The following is a 21,220-nucleotide window of genomic DNA, read 5'->3' on the forward strand; positions in this document are numbered from 1 at the left end:
TCCTTATTGTTCAGAATCGTTATCTTCATCATACACGACTTTGATTTCTGGTGCACGTGCCACACCCTTATTATCAATTTTCAAGAGACCAATCATAACCATGATAATCCATGACTTTCTTGAGTACGCAATGTACATGGGCACCCAATATTTCGTAAATTTACGCTTGTAGTGATGCAACCCTTCAAATGAATAAACTTTTGACCCAAATTGGTATACCAAATTAGCTAACCGCTCGCGACCAAAACTCTGGCGATGTTGGCCAACGTTGGCCAGCGGTGACATCCCCAAATTCAACGTCGTCAACCCTTTTTCCTTGGCATAGGCAATCGTGTTCACAAACAACACATCCATCACACCATTTGGTGCTTGCTTGGTAAAACGCATCAAGTCAACAGCCAATTGTTGTTCGGTATGTGACGTTACCAGCGTGGCAAAGGCTTCGATTTGGCCATCTTTTTCTAAGACGGCAATTGGATAGCGTTGGAGATAATTTTCGTCAAAGAAGCCTAATGAATACCCTTTTTCTTCACGACCCGCTAACCATTCATCACTAATTGCACGTAATTGTGCCATCACTTCGCCACTAAATGGTGGCTGCAATACTTTAAATTCAAAGCCGGCGCGATTGGCTTGATTAATCACGGAACGCACATTTTGCATTTTCTTACCGGCAGTTGAGAATTCTGTGACGATAACATGTGCTTCTTCACCTAGCTTAAAGAAATCATAGCCAAATTCATGCGCCAACATGGCAATCCGTTCACTGACTTCATAAAATACCGGCATATAACTTAAAACATCTGCCTCATCCACGAACTGTTGCATCGCATCAGCGAAATACGTGGCGTCGCCAAACGGATCGCCCATCACCATTGCTTGATTATTAATCACGCGGAATTGTAGGCCAACGCGATCTTGTCCATCAACCTGATAGAAGTAAAAACGTTTGTCACCCAAAAATGCCAAGTTGGTATAATGCGTATCTCCAATGGCTAATAACCGTTGCAAGCGCGCTTCATCAAACGGCACCCCAAGTTGTTGCTTGTGGGCACGGAGGTAGCGTGATAACAACAGACTAAAGACTGTCACCACCAAAATAATGGCGGTTCCCATGAGCCACCAGTGCACTGACGGCAATAAACCAAGATGCGTTAAGCGCTGAAAATGGTTTTTAACAATCGGTGCATCAATCATACCAAGCAGTAAATAACTGATAATGAGTGCACCCCAAATGGTGCCATCAATCACCTGTTGCTGCCAAGAGTGGATAAATTGTTTGCGATACAACGTTTTCTTACTAAAGATAAAGCCAACCAAGAGCAACCCAAAGATGATAACTGGCAAAATTTGTCGATAAGACATATACGCATAAATGACCACCAGAACGAGTAAAACAATCGTCGAATAATAAGCGCGTTGCACCCGATTGGACACGCCACGCGCACTAATAAGTAAGAGAAAACCCAATAAAATATTTGGCAGCTGGTTGGCAAGCGCAAATGTAATTGGCCATGGCCGTAGATGATGTAGGATGGTCACCCGTTGCATGATACCTGGCATTGTCCCAGACAAAACTAACAAAATACCTGACAAATATAACGCAATAGTCGTCAAGCGATGCGTCACCGACAAAGCAACATAGTGCGGTACCCCACGATATTCACGATTGATTTTGCGAGATAACCGGTAGCAAAACAAGACAATGGCACTAAACAATGGCAGCATGTTGTAAACCAGGCGATACAAAATCAGCCAAACCACCACTTTTTCAATATCCACTGATAAGCCTGATAGCATCAATAGCAACGACACATCAAGTGAGCCCCAAGTTCCTGGTGTCATCGTCACCAGCGCAATGGTATTGGCAATGGTGAACAATAACATCATCATAGCAATGCGGACATCCACGCCAATCGTAAGCCCAATTGTCACAAATAATGCCATTTGGATAGCAAAGGTTAAGACCGCATTACTCGTGAGTAAGACAAAGGCACGCTGTGTCATCCCCGACCAGAAATTAAATCGTGGGATAAGTGAGATGATGCCGACCACCACCGCAACAGCGAGCAAAACCATCAACCAAATCAGATTATCGTCAAAGTCGGGGATGACATTTAACCAGATGGCTACAATTGCCATTACACTGGCAATAAACAACCCACCTAAACTCAACACATACATCTGAATATAGGGCTTTAGCCGGCCACCATTTTTTTGATCAGCAAACCAAATGCGACGCAACAAGACCCCGACTGTCCCAACGAACCCAGCATTAATATTAAACACATTAATCAGCCATGACCGTTGCAACAATTCAGGCATCTCAATTTGATAGTGCTGCCATTTGGCTAAGATCACGTCGTTTAACACCGTTGGCAATACCGCAATAAAACCTAAAATCATCAATAAAATCGCTTGCCACCAATAAATATCATTGATGGTTGAAAAAATCATATCCCAGGTAATTTCTCGGGTCATATAAATCGTCTGCCCAATCAAAATCAGGGTCACAGCTGGCACAATCAACCGTGATAAGAGTTGTTTAAACTTTTTCATGCTCTTCTCCTTGTTGTAAAAATGGTAAGACTAACGCACTAAATTTTTTTGGATTGGTGTAAGTCACAAAATGGCCACCGCGTGGAATAATCATGACTTCTGCATGCGGTAAAATCGCTGCAATACCTTCAATATGCCGCTTTTTCACTAAATCAAACCGGCCGATGACCAACAATGTTGGTGCCGAAATACGCTCTAAGTCTCGTCGACTAATATTGAGTGGTTCACTCATCACATGCAGCTGTTTATAACGCCGTTTAGCATAATGATTAATCGGGGCTAGTAACCGCATCAAAAACTGCGCCGTGCGATCAAACCACCAAAGCACTTGATAGACCCCTTTTTTGGATAAATTGGGGGCATTAAGGACGAGACGGGCCACGCGTTTAGGATAAAGCGTGGCATACTTAATCCCAATATTGGCGCCATCACTATAGCCCAGTATATACAGCGTCTCAATTTGCTCGGTTTGGCGAATGGCCTCGATATCAGCTACCATGTCATCAAAGGTAATCCGCCGCTGCGTATTGGACGAACGCCCATGTCCTCTGGTATCGATTGCAATCACATGAAAGTATTGGGCATATTGGGTAATTTGCGGCCGAAAATAACGGGCCGAGCCACCATTCCCATGCAGCAGAAACAAGGTTTGGTGTTGGCGATCCCCAAATTCATCATAGACAATTTTTGTGCCATCTGGTCGTTGAATTGTTTTTGTTTTCATGATTATTTGCCACCATTCAAAAAAGAGAGCAATATGCTCTCTTTATTATAACGTTTACTTGTCGGCTGGTTCGTTTGTGTTCACAATCTTATCTTCAGCAGGTGTTTCTGCTGGCTTCAGATCATCCACAACAACCTTTTCGCCAGCTGCAGGTGCTTTTGGCTTGATTGTGCGAATAGCGGCCAAGTCAAACGTCAAAATAACGCCTTCGGCGTCCAAATCAACAGTCTTAGCGACCTTATCCACGCTATCAACAACGGCGTGCAAACCACCGATTGTCACAACTTCAGATCCTTTTTCAAGGCTGTTTTGACGTTCTTCTTGCGCAGCACGTTGCTTCTTTTGTTGGCGGTTCATAAACCAAAACATACCAACAATCAGAATAAGTGGGAGGATTAAGTTTGCATTCATGGTAATTTGTCCTACTTTCTAGAATAGGTCTGCCATTTTCTGGTCAGACACTCTATTCTCATTATATCAAAAATTCACGCTGTTTTTTAGAATAAGCGTGCATTCGGCTTATTATAGCCATATTCTTCCATCACTGTTTCTCGGAAGGCCAATAATTCATCATTTTCAATCGCTGTGCGCATATCTTCCATAAACTGCAACAAGAAGCGCAGGTTATGTTGCGAAGCGAGTTGAGCCCCAAGAATTTCGTTTGCGTTAAACAAGTGGTGCAAATACGAACGCGTCAAATTCTGGAATGGGTTATACGTTGGATCATCAAATTGTGCTTTATTGCCAAATTGTTCACGACGAATTGGATTAGGTGAGTAGTAGCTTAAATCCGGATCCAAAGGGGTAAAGTCATGCTTATACTTTGAATTCTTAATGACCACACGACCATAGCGCGTCATCAAGGTACCCTTACGGGCTATTCGTGTTGGGAGCACCGAATCAAACATATCAATCCCGCGAATAACCCCATCAATCAAAGAATCAGGTGCCGCCACGCCCATCAAATAACGCGGCTTGTCTTCTGGCAACAATGGCATCGTAAAGTCCAAGACACGATTCATTTCAGCTTTCGACTCCCCAACAGACAAGCCACCAACGGCATACCCTGGCAAATCCAAGCTCACGAGGCCATTGGCTGATTCCGTCCGTAAGGCTTTAAAGCCTGCACCTTGCACAATGCCAAACAAAGCCTGGGTGTCTGGATTTTTATGCGCAATTTGTGCCCGTTCCGCCCAACGTAATGATCGTTGCATCGATTCTTTGATATAGTCATAACTTTCAAAATAAGGAATGGCTTCATCCAGTTGCATCATCACATCAGAACCCAAATTGTTCTGAATGCGCATCGCCACTTCAGGTGATAAGAACATCTTATCCCCGTTCACATGGTTTTGGAAGGTCACCCCTTCTTCTTGCAACTTCCGGGCGTCAGAAAGTGAAAAAACTTGAAAGCCGCCAGAATCCGTTAAGATGGCTTGATCCCAACCCATATATTTGTGGAGCCCACCGGCTTCAGCGATCAATTCATCCCCTGGTCGAACCCACAAATGATAGGTATTACTCAAAATAAATTGTGCACCGATATCTTTGAGTTCCCGTGTCCCAACGCCTTTAACAGCGCCTTGAGTACCCACTGGCATAAACATCGGTGTCTCAAACGTTCCGTGTGGGGTATGAATCCGGCCACGACGTGCGCCCGTATATTTTTCAGTATGCAGATGTTCGTACCATACTGCTGGTTTTTCTGTTGTCATATTGTTATGGGCTGTTGCCCTGACTGACTAGCGGTCAGGGCAACAGCTTATCCTTTTCTATTCATTATGAAATCAATCTATTTCATTCTACCAGTTTTTGAGAGACAAAAAAAGACGCATCACAGGAAACACCCCAGGCGCGGGCCTAATGGTCTTGCGATACGTCTGTTTATCACGCACACTGATCACTCAGAAGTCATTCCTTGTGTCCAATGTTTGGTGAGCTGCTGGTTTTCTGACATACTCCAATAGCTATCACCTGTGACAATAAAAGAATCAAACATGGGCATTCCAAGTTGTGTGCCCAAATTTTGTAATTGTTGACTAAACTGTAAATCACTATCTGATGGCGTCACATTACCACTAGGATGATTATGAATCATCATAAAACCTAGCGCATTGGCCTTGAGGACACGCTGAAAAATTTCCCGTGGGGATGCTTGAACATGCGTTAAACTACCGACAAAAATGGTTTCCCAGCCAATCACGTTCAGTTGCGCATCTAATAACGCCACACATAATTGTTCTTGGGGTAAGTGCCCCAGTTGTTTTTGCGCATAGTGTCCAATTTCTTCTGAAAATTTCGCACTTAACATTTTCGGCCGGGTCACACTAGCGACCTGACGACCAATCGCCATCCCAATAAGCAACGCGCGGTTAATCGTAGGATTTTGGGCAATAAAATCTTCTTGATTATCCTGTGTCATTTCATTGAGATCATAATCATTTGGAAAAAAACGGCGCAGCATGTGCAATTGTTGCGCCGCATCTTGTCCCAACGTTGCATAGTACTTTTTGATTTGGTCATTTAATGTCACTGTCATCTCACCTCTCTGTGAGATGATACGTTACAATGCGCGTTGCTTCACAACACGTAATGCCCAAAGGGACAAACTCCCAGCAATCACGATCAACAAAATATCTAATCTAAACATCCAAACAGTACCAGCGCGTGTTGCCGCAACAAAGGCTGCTTTTGAATCCACTGCCTGATTTTGGAAAATCGCTAATACACCAGCGGCTAAGGCAATACCCACGGCTGCTGAATAGTTATTCGTGGCTGAGAAAATCGAGTTCCCGGCATTTTGATGCGCAACCGCCACATGGCTGACCGCATGGGTCATGTTATTACCAAACCAGAAGCCAGCGCCGAGTTGCACAATCATAAAGCTCAATGTCATATTGGCAACACTCAATGGGAGGATAGCCATGCACAATGTCCCAATCATCATCAAGCTTAACCCAATCATAATCGGCAATTTAGCCCCGTAGCGATCGTAAAGTCGGCCTGACACAATCGCCATGAAGGCATAACCCAAAGCACCTGGTAGTAACGCCAAACCAGCCACCTGCGCATTTTGGAAAAGCACAATTTGCAAAGCCATTGGAATGGCGTAGTTAAAGGTCAAGTTCACGGTTTGCGTCACAAATGATGCGGCAATACTAAATGAAAATGTCTTAAACTTAAAAATTTGCGGATCAAGCAATGGTGACGGTTCGCGTTTGGCATACCACAGATAGGTCAAAATACTGCCCAACATGATGACAAAAAGGCCGATGCTATAGCCATTCGTAAAGCCATGTGTACTCATCCGTTCGATCATGAAAATCCCGGTGACAAAGAACGTGCTCAAGAGCAACCAACCAATCCAATCCAGCTTTTCTTTGACCACCACCGAGACTTGCTTAATTGTAAACCAGCCAAGAATCAACGACCCAATTTGCACGGGTAAAACAACCCAAAATACCGTTCGCCAGCCATAATTTTGCGTTAAATAACCACCAAAAGCCGGTCCAATGGCAGGCGCAAAGGAAATAATTAACGATCCAAGGCCCACCATTGTGCCGCGTCTATTCTCTGGTACTTGTTCAAAAATAACATTGTACATCAATGGCATTCCAACACCGCCACCGATACCTTGGAGCAAGCGGCCAAATAAGGTAAAGCTAAAATCATGACTCACCGCATCAATCAACACACCAGCGATCGAAATCAGGGTTGCCACAATAAATTGACTACGATTCGTGAACCGCTTTTTCAGCCAGGGTGACAAGATGACCACCATACTGGTAAGCAAGATGACACCGGAAGTTAACCACTGGACCGTACTTGACGTGACATTAAATGTGGTCATCAAAATTGGAAAACTCACGTTTAAAGCCGTTTCCAACATAATATCGGTGAAGCCTAGTAAGCCAATGGCTAACACACTTAAAATTAAGCGTGCTGATAATTTTGTTTCAACTTGTTTCATATTTTTCCTCTCACCTCACTCACAAAATATAGTGACCCAGTAAATACAATCAAATCTGATGAACTAGCTTGATACGCTGCCTGCCAGCTGTCGGCAGTGGCGAGCCCGTATTGTTGCGCCACTGCTGCGATGTCTAAACTATGGCGCCCATTCGGCCCAACAAATGGGACTAACACAATTTGGAGACGATGATCTTTTAAGAGGTCATCAAAAGCTAGCGCCACATTTTTATCCATGAGACTGCCAATAATTAACGTGATTGTCTCCGGTTGCTCATCTAAGTCTTGCAAGGCCTGATGCAGCTGTCTTAAGCCATCAACATTATGGGCCCCGTCAAGTAATACATTGGGCTTGAGACGTTCAAAACGACCAGAAAACCGGCTCTCGGCTAATCCTTGCTTAATTTGCGCTGGGGTGATTCGATCATCAAAGGCAGTAATGGCAGCCACTGCCGTGGCCGTATTTTGAATTTGATAAGTCCCTGGCAAGCCTTGTGCATACGCATTCAGCTGACCTTGTATGAGCGGCCTTTTAGCTATTGCAGCAATTGCTGCTTGCGCCTCATCTGGTAAATCACCAATCACAACCGCCATGTCATCATGAATAATCCCCGCTTTTTGCGTGGCAATCGCTGCAATCGTAGGACCAAGTAAGGCTTGATGATCCAAGCCAACACTGGTAATCACTGCGACCCGTGCATTGGGCATCACGTTGGTTGAATCCAATTGCCCGCCAATCCCAACCTCAATCACTAAGGCATCTAAATTTTGCTGCGCAAAATAAGTCATCATAATGGCCGTTAAGACCTCAAATTCAGTTGGTATATCTGGTGCCAAAGCGGCATCAACTGTCACCAACACATCGGCAACGTGTTGCGTGACCGCTAATAAGTCTTCTGCTGGTATTAAGTTATTATTAATCTGAATACGTTCACGAAAATCAGTGATAAAGGGTGAGATAAACAGACCGGTGCGATACCCAGCGACACGTAAAATATTACTGGTCATCGTGGCAACCGACCCTTTGCCATTAGTACCCGTAATGTGAATAGCTGGTGGCAACGTATTTTGTGGTCGACCCAATGCCGCTAACAACGTGTGCATGCGTGCCAAGGACTCTTTTTGTCCACCTTTAGGTCGATTATGGATATAAGCAATCGCTTCAGCAACTGTTTGCATCGTCTGTCTCCTTCACCCTTAACTAATGAAAAACCATCCAACACTTGTTTGGACGGTTTCATCGTATAACTTTATAAAACGTGTTGCATGGTTGAGCGTCACACCACGCCGGATTTAAAACGCTTTGTTGGTGCGAAAATTAATCTTTTTCGCGAACTGTAAATTCACGACTCTTACGTGCGCCACCCGTACGGCGTTCTGTTGAGCGACCATCACGGCGCTTATAATCACCAAAACGACGATCGCCATTACCTTCACGACGTGGACCACCATTACCGCGACGTTCACGGTTACCACCACGGCGATCACCATTGCCGCGACGATCGCTGCTACCGCTGCGACGTGATGATGACCCACCGTTACCACCACGACGACGTGGCAATGGCCGTTCACGTGTAATTTCAACAGGTGTGTTTTGCTTTTCCAAATCAGCAACAGATGACAACAAAGCCGCTGCCAATTGTTCTGAGCTGTATTGTGCTGTCAACTTTTCAACTTCTGATTGAATGTCATCAGCATCAACTGTGTTAACCAACTTTGACACTTCACCAGCAGCGTTCTTGATCTTGCCAATACGTGCTTCTTGTAGTGTTGCAGGTTGCAACGGTGTCATGCGCTTCTTAGTTAAGTCTTCAATTGCACGCAAGTAATCCATTTCATTTGGAGCAACAAAAGTGACTGACACCCCTTCAGCCCCCGCACGACCGGTACGGCCAATACGGTGAACGTATGATTCTGGGTCTTGTGGAATATCGAAGTTATAGACGTGTGACACATCCTTAACGTCCAAACCACGGGCTGCCACATCAGTTGCAACCAAAATGTTGATTTCGTGTGATTTGAATTGTGACAACACGCGTGAACGCATTTGTTGTGTCAAATCACCGTGCAAACCAGCTGCATAGTAACCACGGGCTTCCAAACCACGGGCCAATTCTTCAACACGACGCTTTGTACGACCAAACACAATCGCCAACTTAGGTGCTTGCACATCCAAGATACGTGTCATTGTGTCAAACTTTTCGTTATCACGTGCGCGAACAAAGTATTGATCAACCAAGTCAGTTGTCAATTCCTTAGCTTCAATTTGGATATGTTCAGGGTCAGTCATGAACTTGACACCAATCCGCTTGATTGCTGGTGGCATTGTAGCAGAGAACAATAATGTTTGACGGTCTGCAGGTGTGTTCTTAATGATGGCTTCGATGTCATCCAAGAAGCCCATGTTCAACATTTCATCGGCTTCATCCAAAACCAATGTCTTCACTTGATCAATTTTAACTGTCTTACGGTTAATATGATCCAACAAACGGCCTGGTGTTCCCACCAAAATTTGTGGGTGTGACTTCAAGTTTTGGATTTGACGGCGAATATCTGCACCACCAAAGACAACTTGCACGTCAACGTGCTTGTCATGACCCAACTTCTTCAATTCATCTGCTGTTTGAATCGCTAATTCACGTGTTGGTGACACGATCAATGCTTGAATATTCTTGTTATCTAAATCAATGTTTTCTAAAATTGGTAAACCAAAGGCAGCTGTCTTACCAGTTCCTGTTTGCGCTTGACCAATAACATCTTTACCCGCTAATGTTAGCGGAATTGTCTTTTCTTGGATTGGTGTTGCTTCCACATAACCATGTGTTGTAATGGCATCCAAAATATCTTGTGATAAACCTAATTCACTAAACTTCAAAATTTCTCTCCTCTGCGCGCTTTGGCGCGTGTGCGATAAGCCGTTATGACGTTTTTATCGCTGTAATTTGTGTAAAGAGGGTTTTAGCTAGCGGTTGCCAGCTCTTACCCTTTTCAAATACGTTGCTCAATAAGATGACCGCATCTTGACCATCTGGTGTGAACAGTACAGTCGGCTCATATCCGGTGATAACACCGTGTCCATCACGATACTGCGCATGATGATACAAACCGGCACTATACGATTCCCCCGGTACGGGTGTCCACATCGCCTGTAAACACTGACTGTCAACAATCCGATGTTGCATCAGTAGACGATAATAGGCATACAGCTTGCCGACTGTCATGGCCATATTCCCAGTGCCTGTCTCTCTGGCAAATAATCCTGGGTTATCTGCAGTTGGCTCACTGTAGCTGCGTGTTTGATAACCAGTTGTGCGATGCGCTTGCGTCACAAAGTGGCGATAATCAACAATATTGAGCTGCCATTGTTGATTAAAGACCCGATCAAATAACTGATCGTACGACTGTCCCGTAATTTTCATCAAAATTCCAGCTAACAAACGATAATTCACCGCCTGATAACCCCAAGACTTTGATCCCAGTAGTCGCACATGCGCTGCATCAAAGGCGACGTTTTCTTGTTCAGTCGTCACCTGATGCCCCAGAATATACTCACCCAAGCCACTCGTCATCGTCATCAATTGGCGAATCGTCACTTGATTGGCATCTGGCACATCCGGGTAATACGTTGCTAACGTCGTATCCAAGCTGAGCTTTCCAGCCTGCACTTGTTGCATAATCAACGTTGCGGTAAAGCTTTTTTGCAAAGAGGCAATTTGAAACAATGATTGTGCATTGTTTAATTGCTGCTTGGCTTGGTTGGCATAACCATAACCTTGTTGCAAAATCACTTGCCCATGCGACACAACTAACGCGGAGCCGACATAGCCGGCGGCTTTTAGCTGCTGATCTAACCGCACTGCTTGCTGATTATGGGTTAGAAAAACCGTTTGATCACGCATCGCAGTTCTTAGACCATTGTCGGCCTTTGCTCGTTTCATCAGCGCTTTGGAAACCTTTGCATCAGCAGTTGTTCTCAAAGCAACCAAACTCGATAGGCTAACAACACCTAGCAGTAACATAACCAAAATACCAGTATGCCATAAATGACGTCGCCTGGTATTGTGTTGCGTGCGTTTCAACTCTGCATCCCCCAAAAATACAACAACTATTGTACTAATGCATTAACAACGTTTTCTAGATGAATGCCATGACTTGCTTTTAATAAGATCACATCCCCTGCATCCCCTAACGTCTTAAGGTCTGCAATAAGTGCATCAAGTTGCTGTGTGTCATATAAATGCAAGTGCTCTGAATCAAAGTGTGGCGCTAAAATTGGGGCTGCATTTGCCGTAAACAATTGCCCAACAAGGTAAACACCAGTCACGTTTGCTGCCAAAATTTCTTTGGCCAAATTGGCATGTAATGTGGCTGCTTGTTCGCCTAATTCTAACATATCTCCCAGCACAACATACTTGTGTGGTGCCGGTATTGCTTTTAATGTCGCCAGAACTGCTGCTACGGCCGTCGGATTTGAATTATAAACATCACTAATCAAATTCACGCCGCGTGCTGTCACGAGTCGCTCTGTGCGATTTTTAGTCAAATCAAATGTTTGTAGCGCCTCAACGGCGTCGTCTAAATCAATATGTAGTAAGATACCCGCTGAAACTGCTGCGAGCGCATTCATAATATTATAACCGCCAATTAACGGAATTGCAAATCGAGTTTCTTGATACGTAAATGTTGTCGTCGTCGCATCACCCTGAACTGCCGAGACACCGTCGCCAAACAACACCACTTTTTGGGCAATAGCCGCTTGCGTTAATAGCGGCTCATCAAACGGAATGCACAAGACGCCATCTGGTTTCAGACCAGCCACAATTTCCAATTTAGCTTGGGCAATCTTAGCGCGTGTCTGGAAAAATTCGATATGCGCTTCACCAATCATGGTAATAATCGCCACGTCCGGCACAACTAGTTTGGAAAGTGCCGTTAATTGACCTGGCCGATCCATCCCCAGTTCAACAACTAATACTTCCGTATCGGCTGGCATGGTCAACAACGTCATCGGCACACCAATCTCGTTATTGAAGTTTTCTGGTGTTTTAAAGGTTTTATAACGTTTCGCCATCACCGCAGCCGTCATATCCTTCGTGGTTGTTTTCCCATTAGAGCCCGTAATGGCAACTACTTTAGGGTTCAACTCCTGGCGACGAAAAGCGCCCAGTTGTTGTAGGGCAATCAGCGTATCTGGCACAATCACAGCTGGTACATCGTTTGGGATGTCGTGTTGATCATCAACCAAAACGGCTGCTGCCCCGCGCTGTAAGGCATCTTGAATGTACTGATGCCCATCGTTATCAGCGACTAAAGCCACAAATAAATCCCCTGGCACCACTTGGCGTGAGTTAAAGCTCACGCCTGTGACTTGGCCACTACCTTGTGTTTTGGCGTTTAAAATGTCGCCAATTTTTGCTATTGAATAATCCATGTGTTCTCCAAAAATATCCCCAGCGATAGCAACTATCGCACACGCGTGACTTGATTAGAAATTTTTCTTAAAGACCGTAATACTTTCCACATGGGATGTCTGTGGAAATTGATCAACTGGTTGTACGGGGCCTTCAATCTGATAGCCTTTTTGCACAATTTCAGCGGCATCCCGCGCCAAAGTGACTGGGTTGCAGCTAATATAAACCAAGCGTTCTGGCCCCATATCGACGGTTGCTTGAATTAATTCACTCGTTAGCCCACGCCGAGGCGGATCAACAAAGACCACTTCTGGCTGCAGTTGTGCCGCTTCCCAGATTTTAAATTGTTCTGGCGCATCGGCTAACAAATAAGTGGCATTTTGAATCCCATTAAGCCGCATATTATGTTGTGCATCCGCCACTGCGCCTGGTACCACTTCAACACCTAAGACTTGCTTCACACGATTGGCCACCGTAATCCCAATCGTACCAATACCTGAATAGGCATCAATAACCGTATCGGTTGGCTGCAACTGCGCTTTTTGCGCTGCGAGATCATAGAGGACTTCCGTTGTTTGCGGATTCACTTGATAAAACGAATTCGGTCCGATAACAAATTGGTATCCGAGCAACGTATCATGAATCGCATCGTCGCCCCATAATGTCCGATTGTTGGGACTTAACAAAACAAAGTCTTTTTTTGGACTAAAGTTAAAAATTAAACTTTTTAATTCAGGTAACTCAGCGCGCAATGCCGCAATCACATCTGCCTCATGCGGAATAGTTGCGTCGTTTGAGACGAGTACAACCATTAATTCATGCGAATAATAGCCACGTCGAATCATAATATAGCGAATTGCACCTGTTTGGCGATCCGGATCAAACGCACTAATTTGGTACTTTTCTAAGATATCGCGAACCACAACAATGGCTTGATCAATTTTAGCATCATTGACAAAATAGTCTGTCATTGGCACTAAATCATGCGTCCCACGACGATAAAAGCCACTTGTTAAATGGCCATTCTGCCACTTAACTGGGACAATTGTTTTATTGCGATAATACGTCGGATCCGCCATCCCAATGGTTGGTGCGACCGTCACGTCTAGCCCGCGTTGGGCAAACAACCGCTGAACTTGTGCCTGTTTCAAGTCAAGTTGCGCTTGGTACTTAAGATTCACAAGCGGGGCTGTCCCCGCATCGATTAGATACTGGCGATCACTATTTTGACGTTGATCTGATGCCACCAAGCGTTGCAATATCTTGGCATAGCCCGAGAATTTGTCAACTTGCGTCACTTCAATGGTGATTTTTTCACCTGGGAGCGCATCCGCGACATAAAGCGGATAAGTGGGGGTAATATTGACGATGCCCATCCCATCAATTCGGATATCATCGACAGTCACCGTCAGTTGTTCATGCAGTTTTACTGGCAAAATTGTTCGTGGCATCGTCTCCACCTTGCAAGCAGCGCATCATCCTAGCCAATCAGTCATGATGGCGCCACTAACCTTTCTCTTTTTATGCTTTAAAAAATAAAAGCGTCCACCAAAGTGAACGCTTTTATCAGAACAATTACTTGTCTTCGTTGTTCTTGAAACCAAATCCAGCAAACTTCTTGTTGAACTTGTCGACCGCACCATCGGCTTGTGTAAACTTTTGCTTACCTGTGTAGAATGGGTGTGAGTCTGATGTGATATCCAAACGGATAACTGGGTATTCTTTACCTTCAAATTCAGTCGTATCGTTTGATGTTGCAGTAGAAGCTGACAAGAACTTCTTACCTGTTGTTGCATCAAGGAAAACCACTGGACGGTATTCTGGGTGAATGTCTGCTCGCATAATCATTTCTCCTTAGCGCCCTGAGACTTTTGTCACAGAGTCAGTTTATAACTAATACAGTTTATCATGTGCCGTATGAAATTACAAGGCTACGGCATCAAATTAATTAAATCAATGCCTTCAATCGTAATATCAGCGCCTAGACCAGCAAGCTTTTCTTGAATACGATCATAGCCACGCAAAATATGATCAGCATCGTTAATCACAGTGTCGCCATCGGCCATCACCGCAGCAATAACTAAAGCTGCCCCCGCACGAATTTCGGCAGCAGCAACATCTGTGCCGACAAGACGTGGTGAATGATTAACCCGAATTTCACCAGGCTTTTCAGAATCAATATCACCGCCCATACGACGCAATTCTGCAATATGCTTCACGCGCTTTGGATAGATTGTATCTTGAATGACACTTTCACCTTCAGCCATCAACAATAGTGGCGTGATTGGTTGTTGTAAATCAGTAGCAAAGCCTGGATAAGGCATCGTTTTAATATTAACTGGTTGTAAAGCGTCTGATGGGTAGACGTGAATCGCATCTTCACCGATGTCCAAATTCACACCCATTTCAATCAATTTTGATGTGTAAGACTCCAAATGTTCTGGAATAACGTTTTTAATCGTCACCCCATCACCAAAGGCTGCCGCCATACTCATATAAGTACCGGCTTCAATCCGATCAGGAATGACCGTATGCGTGTTTGTCGCCTTTAATGTTGGCACACCTGAAATACGAATGGTATCCGTCCCAACGCCACGAATGTTGGCACCCATGTTATTCAAAAATGTTGCAATATCAATAATTTCTGGTTCACGTGCCGCGTTTTCAATGATCGTTTGACCCTTAGCACGCACCGCAGCCAAAATAATATTGATTGTTGCACCAACTGAAACCGTATCTAAAGCGATACGTGCGCCGACTAGCCCATTTTCTGTGGCATCAATATGGATAATATCGTTGCTTTCCGTTACCTTGGCACCAAGCGCTTCAAAACCTTTAATGTGTTGATCAATCGGACGTCGGCCCAAGTTATCCCCACCAGGGAAAGTCACCGTTGCGCGGTTAAAGCGGCCAAGTAAAGCCCCCATGAAATAGTAAGAGGCACGAAGTGATTTAATTGCGCCACTTGGCAAATCACTTTCCACAATTTGTGTCGGATCAATGGCCAAATTGCCATTTTCAAATTTTGACTGAACGTTCATTGCATCCAAGATGAGTTGCAAATTTTTCACGTCGAGAATTTGAGGTACAGTATCAAAAGTCACTGGTGTATCCGCCAAAATAGCAGCAGGAATAAGTGCTACTGTTGAGTTTTTTGCGCCACCAATTGTGACTTCACCATGGAGGCGTTTGCCGCCGTGTACAATTATTTTAGCCATGAGGTTTCCTTGTAATCGTTATAGTCCATTGATAATTATACCGTGCCAACAGACTTAACTCAAATTTAATTAGAAAAGATTTTAACGCACTTCCACATGAAGTTGCGCGATCAATGCATTGGTTACCCGTTCAAAGTCAGCGTTAACCTCTGCTTCAACTAGTGTCTCATCATTATCTTGATACGTCAACGTATAGGCTAGTGAGCGCTTACCGACAGGCAAATTATCCCCTGTGTAGACATCAAATAATTGCACATCCACAAGCTTGTTACCAGCTGTTTCACGAATCAGGGCGACAATGTCAGCATGTTGAATGTGTTCATCAACCAACAACGCCGCATCGCGTCGCATTTGTGGGAAACGTGAAATTGGGGCATAAGCAACGTCACCAGTTACTTGTGACATCACTGCAAACAAGTTCAGTTCAAAGCCAAATACCGGTGCTAACTTATGGGCTTGTGTCACCTTAGGATGAATTTGCCCCACAAAACCAAGATAAACATCGCCACTGTAAATATCAGCCGTTTGCCCAGGATGCATGTTTTGGTGGCGCTTTGTCGCTTCATAACGCACATTTTCAACACCGATTTGGGCCAAATATTCAGCAACAATCCCCTTCATATCATAGAAGTCAACTGGCTTTTGCGTTTTATCCTGTTGCCAACTTGAAGTTGCGCGTGTACCCGTCAAAACACCAGCCAAATGTTCCATTTCAGTTGGCTGCGTATTGTCGTCAGTCCCAATAAAAATACGCCCCTGTTCATAAAGTGCCACGTCGGACACGCCATGATTGACATTATAAACAACATCTTCTAATAGACCCGCTAATAGATTTTGACGCACTGTCGTCCGATCTGAACTCATTGGGTAGTCCAACGTGACAACCTTTTCACCAGGATTTTCAGCAAATTGTTGTGCCTTTTCAGGTGTAGTTAAGACGTAGGAAATGGCTTGATTCAAGCCCAAACTTTCCATAATACGACGACTTGCACGAATTTGACGCTGACGTAATGTTAAGTGACCAGGTGTTGTTGGCCCATAAGGCAAAGTCACAGGCAAATTGTCATAACCATAAAGGCGCGCAATTTCTTCAATCAAATCTGCTTCAATTCGTAGATCTGGTCGACGCGCTGGCAAGGTCACTTGAATGGTGTCCGCTGCAATTTGATAGTCCAGGGCTAATTGATCAAAAATGGCAGCAATATCTGCAAGCCTCAATGATGTGCCAAGAATTTGATTCACACGTGCCGCCGTCAACGGCATCACAATTTCTTCGTAAGGTGTATCGGCTGCAACCACTCGGCCACGGGCTACTTGGCCACCGGCTAATGCATCAACCAATTGTGCGGCATGATCCAAAGCCGTAAAGGTTGCATCCCAGTTCACGCCACGTTCAAAGCGAGCCGAAGCTTCTGAATGCAAATTATGACGACGTGCCGTAGCGCGCACCAAACTTGGATTAAACACAGCACCTTCCAAAACGATGTGTCGTGTCGTATGGTCAACTTCTGAACTGGCACCACCCATGACACCAGCCAGCATCAGTGGTTCATCAGCAGTGGCAATCACGATGTCTTCATCCGGACGAAGATCACGCGTTTGGTCATCCAACGTCACCAATTGTTCCGCTGTTTTAGCACGACGCACATGCACGGTTTTATCCGATAACTTATCCAAATCAAACGCATGCAAAGGTTGCCCATACATCAACATCATGTAATTTGTAATATCAACAATATTGTTAATTGGGCGCATACCCGCATTCCAAAGTGCTTTTTGCAGCCAGAGTGGTGAATCACCAACCGTCACGTTGTTCACCACGCGCAAAGCATACTTTGGCGCCAAAGTGTCATCTTCAATCACAACATCAACTTGATCACTGGCTAACGTCTCATATTCGACTAAATCAAATGCTGGCTCAGTTACTGGTTGCTTTAGCATCGCCCCAAATTCATACGCTGTCCCAATCATTGAGAGCATATCCGCACGATTAGGCGTTAAATCAGTATCCAACACGGGATCTGTCATGCCCAGCGCCACTAAGGCATCATCACCAGGTTGCACACCATCATTTGGTCCAAAGACATAAATACCCGCTTCAAAGTCTTTCGGTGCAATTTTATTATCAAACCCAATTTCTTGTAAGGCTACTAACATCCCATAAGACATTTCACCACGTAGCTTAGCGGCTGTTAAGGTCATTAATTCGCCTGATTCGCGATTAATAATATGTGCCCCAACTTTAGCCAGAACAACCAATTGGCCCACGGCTACGTTGGGTGCCCCTGTCACAACTTGTACCAATTCAGGTTCACCAATATTGACTTGTGTGATAACCATGTGATCAGAATCTGGATGTGGTACAACACTGACAACTTCAGCAACAACAAGACCATCTTGTTGTTGCGCCAATGTCGTGACGCTATCGACTTCAACACTTGTGCGGGCGACTTGTTCAGCTAAATCCGCTACCGCTTGTTGATCTAACGCAATGGTTTGGTCTAAATAATCATTTAACCATGTTAAATTCGTTTTCATGTTTAGTTCCCCTTTCGGTTAAATTGTGACAAGAAGCGGACATCGTTCAAATAGAATTGACGAATATCGTCGACGCCATATTTCAACATCGCAAAACGATCTGGTCCCAAGCCAAAGGCAAACGCCGAATACTTCTCTGGGTCAATCCCGTCCATACGCAAAACATTGGGATGCGTCATCCCCGCACCCAACACTTCAATCCACTCAATATCTTCTGGCTTGGTATCTGGTGTCACTTCATTCCAAGACACGTCAACTTCAACTGAAGGTTCAGTAAATGGGAAATATGATGGGCGCATCCGGATTTGATGCTTTTCGCCAAACAAGGCTTGCATGATTGAGAGCAAAGTGCCCTTCAAGTCAGCCATTGTGATGTTTTCACCCACAACCATCCCTTCAACTTGATGGAATTGGTGTGAATGCGTCGCATCATCCGTATCACGACGATAAACCTTTCCAGGCGCAATCATCTTAAGGGGTCCCTTTGAAAAGTCGTGCTTTTCTAATGAACGGGATTGTACAGGTGACGTTTGCGTCCGTAATAGGATTTCAGGCGTAATATAGAACGTATCTTGCATATCTCTGGCCGGATGGTCCTTTGGCAAGTTTTCCCGTTCAAAGTTATATTCGTCGGTTTCAACTTCCGGTGAATCAACGGTATCATCAATCACTTCAAAGCCTAAACCTAAGAAATGTTGTTCAATTTCATCAATAATTTGTTGCAAAACATGGGGTTGTCCGACAACATGTGCACTACCTGGCAACGTCACATCAATCGTTTCGGCTGCCAATTGTGCCTCAAGCTTTGCTGCTTCAGCGGCCGCCTTTTTTTCCGCCAACAAAGCGGTAATAGTTTGGCGTACATCGTTGCCAATTTCGCCCACTGCCTTGCGGTCTTCTGGCGCAACGTCCTTCATCCCTTTCAGTAAAGCAGTTAATTCGCCTTTTTTACCCAGCAAACTGACGCGCAACGCTTCAATATCTGCGTCTGCGGCGTTAATTCGTTCTACGGCTGAAGCCTTTAATGCTGTTAGTTCTTCAGTTAAACTCATCATCATTTCCTTTCAATACGACGCCTGATGTTTTAATCACGTGAATAAAAAACGTCCCATGTTATCATGAGATAACATGGGACGTCTGATCGTGGTACCACCCAATTTTCTGACTAACGTCAGCTCTAAGTGACAATAACGCTGTCAAAACGTTGGTGATTAAACCAATCACTCCTGACTGAAATTCATCATAGACGCAAATACAATACTTTCACCAATTTGTATTGCTCGCTAAATTTGTTCTATCATTACTAGGTCATTCATCGTGTTTAAAACATATTTTACTGTTTTAGCACCTATTTTAGTAACTATTTGCCATAACGGCACAGCACTAAAACGCGCTAGACTACAACTCTAGTATATCATGCTAAAGCGTCTGTGTCGTCATGTTTTGTCTTGGCCACATTATTATATTGATCAGACCATTCATGAATTGCTGCCATCAACGGACGCATTGCTTCACCAGACTCCGTCAGCTTATATTCAATGAGACTAGAATTTTCATAAGTGACACGGTTAACCAACTGTACGGCTTCAAGTTCTTTCAGACGTTCAACCAACACACGGTCAGAACAGCCCGAAATCGCTCGTGACAATTCTAAGAAACGTTTTGGCCCGCTAATCAGCAACGTTTCAATGATCAGGCCATTCCATTTACGACCTAAAATCTGAAATGTATTGGTGAAATTCTCGCAGAGTAAATCCTCTGTATGTTCTGCTAATTTTGCCATCATTTTCCCTCTGAGTTATTGATGTGTTCATAGTAACACAAAGCGCGCAACTTGACAAAAAGTAAGTATTTAACTAAACAACGGTTATCGCAATGTTTTCGCCAAATAGAAGCAACCGAGGATGCCAGCATTATCGCCATTAGCCACTGGCACGATATAGTCATCCAATGGTGGCACTGCCAAATAATCATGCATTTGTTCCGCAAAGCTTTCCCGAATTAAGGGGAAAAGAATCTCACGGTGTGGCACGCCGCCACCAAGTACCACCTTTTCTGGACGCAAGATCATCGTATAATCCAAAATCGCTTGTGCCAAGTAGAAGGCTTCCATCCGCCATGCCAAATGATCATCAGGGATTTCCTTAGCACTCATGCCCCAGCGTTCTTCGATGGCTGGTCCAACTGCCAAACCTTCCAAACAGTTCGCACCGTGGAATGGGCAGTGCCCAGCATACGTGTCTTCTGGATGCTTTTGCAAGAAAATGTGACCGGCTTCTGGGTGACCATAACCACTGACAAGGTGTCCACCAGAGACAATACCGGCCCCAACACCCGTGCCGACTGTCAAATACACCATATTGTCAACGTCTTTGGCAGCGCCTGTAGTAAACTCAGCCCAACCAGCACCATTGACATCCGTTGTCCAGTAGTAAGGGATATCACGCCAAGCCTTCATCCGCCCTAAGAAATCATACCCTGACCAGCCGTGTTTTGGCGTGTCGAGGACATAACCGTAAGTCTTTGATTCAGGCACAATATCAATTGGCCCAAAGGCGGCAATCCCAATGGCGTCGATGTTATCATATTGGTCAAAGAACGCAATGACCTGATCTAACGTCTTTTCACCATCCAATGTTGGAAAGGCTGTCCGATCGATAATGTTAAAGTCTTCATCGGCAACAGCCACCACAAACTTTGTACCACCTGCTTCAATTGCACCTAATAGTCCCATGATTTTTTCTCTTTTCTTATCTCTGTTTTAGTCATTTGCTGTCATGATGATCACCATTTAAACCCGT

17 protein-coding genes are annotated in these 21,220 nt (G+C 44.6%); all 17 read right to left on the reverse strand.

All coding sequences use genetic code 11. The features are described from left to right. Positions 1–3 precede the first annotated feature (3 nt). Positions 4–2,559: a bifunctional lysylphosphatidylglycerol flippase/synthetase MprF gene (gene mprF, locus A9176_RS00805; protein WP_077281878.1), complete on the reverse strand. Its 2,556-nt coding sequence runs from the start codon at positions 2,557–2,559 to the stop codon at positions 4–6. Then, complete coding sequence (locus tag A9176_RS00810; protein WP_077281879.1) at positions 2,546–3,283, reverse strand: alpha/beta fold hydrolase; 738 nt, start codon at positions 3,281–3,283, stop codon at positions 2,546–2,548. Before A9176_RS00810 ends, mprF begins: the two co-directional genes overlap by 14 nt. A 54-nt stretch (positions 3,284–3,337) precedes the next feature. Then, positions 3,338–3,694, reverse strand: coding sequence for a preprotein translocase subunit YajC (gene yajC / locus A9176_RS00815; RefSeq protein ID WP_010003891.1), 357 nt, complete (start codon positions 3,692–3,694; stop codon positions 3,338–3,340). Between the two features lie 86 nt (positions 3,695–3,780). Continuing rightward, positions 3,781–4,998: a tRNA guanosine(34) transglycosylase Tgt gene (gene tgt / locus A9176_RS00820; RefSeq protein ID WP_029509896.1), complete on the reverse strand. Its 1,218-nt coding sequence runs from the start codon at positions 4,996–4,998 to the stop codon at positions 3,781–3,783. 185 nt (positions 4,999–5,183) lie between these two features. Next, complete coding sequence (locus A9176_RS00825; RefSeq protein ID WP_077283211.1) at positions 5,184–5,816, reverse strand: JAB domain-containing protein; 633 nt, start codon at positions 5,814–5,816, stop codon at positions 5,184–5,186. 30 nt (positions 5,817–5,846) lie between these two features. Beyond that, positions 5,847–7,253, reverse strand: coding sequence for an MFS transporter (locus tag A9176_RS00830; protein ID WP_029509898.1), 1,407 nt, complete (start codon positions 7,251–7,253; stop codon positions 5,847–5,849). Continuing rightward, the gene (locus A9176_RS00835; RefSeq protein WP_077281880.1) at positions 7,250–8,431 is read right to left on the reverse strand and encodes a bifunctional folylpolyglutamate synthase/dihydrofolate synthase; all 1,182 of its coding nucleotides are present in this window, start codon (positions 8,429–8,431) and stop codon (positions 7,250–7,252) included. Before A9176_RS00835 ends, A9176_RS00830 begins: the two co-directional genes overlap by 4 nt. 139 nt (positions 8,432–8,570) lie before the next feature. Continuing rightward, the gene (locus A9176_RS00840) at positions 8,571–10,127 is read right to left on the reverse strand and encodes a DEAD/DEAH box helicase (RefSeq protein ID WP_077281881.1); all 1,557 of its coding nucleotides are present in this window, start codon (positions 10,125–10,127) and stop codon (positions 8,571–8,573) included. A gap of 43 nt (positions 10,128–10,170) precedes the next feature. After that, the gene (locus A9176_RS00845) at positions 10,171–11,331 is read right to left on the reverse strand and encodes a serine hydrolase domain-containing protein (RefSeq protein ID WP_077281882.1); all 1,161 of its coding nucleotides are present in this window, start codon (positions 11,329–11,331) and stop codon (positions 10,171–10,173) included. A gap of 26 nt (positions 11,332–11,357) precedes the next feature. After that, entirely contained in the window at positions 11,358–12,683 is a 1,326-nt protein-coding gene (locus A9176_RS00850; RefSeq protein ID WP_077281883.1) for a UDP-N-acetylmuramoyl-tripeptide--D-alanyl-D-alanine ligase, read from the reverse strand. 54 nt (positions 12,684–12,737) lie between these two features. Then, positions 12,738–14,114, reverse strand: a complete 1,377-nt coding sequence (gene rlmD / locus A9176_RS00855) for a 23S rRNA (uracil(1939)-C(5))-methyltransferase RlmD (RefSeq protein ID WP_077281884.1) — start codon at positions 14,112–14,114, stop codon at positions 12,738–12,740. A 124-nt stretch (positions 14,115–14,238) separates the two neighbouring features. Then, entirely contained in the window at positions 14,239–14,505 is a 267-nt protein-coding gene (locus A9176_RS00860) for a type B 50S ribosomal protein L31 (protein WP_010001225.1), read from the reverse strand. Between the two features lie 89 nt (positions 14,506–14,594). Beyond that, on the reverse strand, positions 14,595–15,881 hold the full coding sequence (locus A9176_RS00865) for a UDP-N-acetylglucosamine 1-carboxyvinyltransferase (RefSeq protein WP_029509904.1): 1,287 nt from the start codon (positions 15,879–15,881) through the stop codon (positions 14,595–14,597). 81 nt (positions 15,882–15,962) lie between these two features. Then, a complete protein-coding gene (gene pheT / locus A9176_RS00870; RefSeq protein WP_077281885.1) occupies positions 15,963–18,419 on the reverse strand; it encodes a phenylalanine--tRNA ligase subunit beta in 2,457 nt (818 codons plus the stop codon). A gap of 2 nt (positions 18,420–18,421) precedes the next feature. Continuing rightward, the gene (gene pheS, locus A9176_RS00875; RefSeq protein ID WP_055308308.1) at positions 18,422–19,471 is read right to left on the reverse strand and encodes a phenylalanine--tRNA ligase subunit alpha; all 1,050 of its coding nucleotides are present in this window, start codon (positions 19,469–19,471) and stop codon (positions 18,422–18,424) included. Positions 19,472–19,833: 362 nt separating this feature from the next. Next, positions 19,834–20,202: a winged helix-turn-helix transcriptional regulator gene (locus tag A9176_RS00880; protein WP_010001231.1), complete on the reverse strand. Its 369-nt coding sequence runs from the start codon at positions 20,200–20,202 to the stop codon at positions 19,834–19,836. An 84-nt stretch (positions 20,203–20,286) separates the two neighbouring features. Beyond that, the gene (locus tag A9176_RS00885; RefSeq protein ID WP_077281886.1) at positions 20,287–21,153 is read right to left on the reverse strand and encodes an ROK family protein; all 867 of its coding nucleotides are present in this window, start codon (positions 21,151–21,153) and stop codon (positions 20,287–20,289) included. Between the last annotated feature and the right edge of the window lie 67 nt (positions 21,154–21,220).

Origin of the sequence: Leuconostoc garlicum (assembly GCF_001998805.1) — a bacterium.
GTDB classification, from domain to species: Bacteria; Bacillota; Bacilli; order Lactobacillales; family Lactobacillaceae; genus Leuconostoc; species Leuconostoc lactis.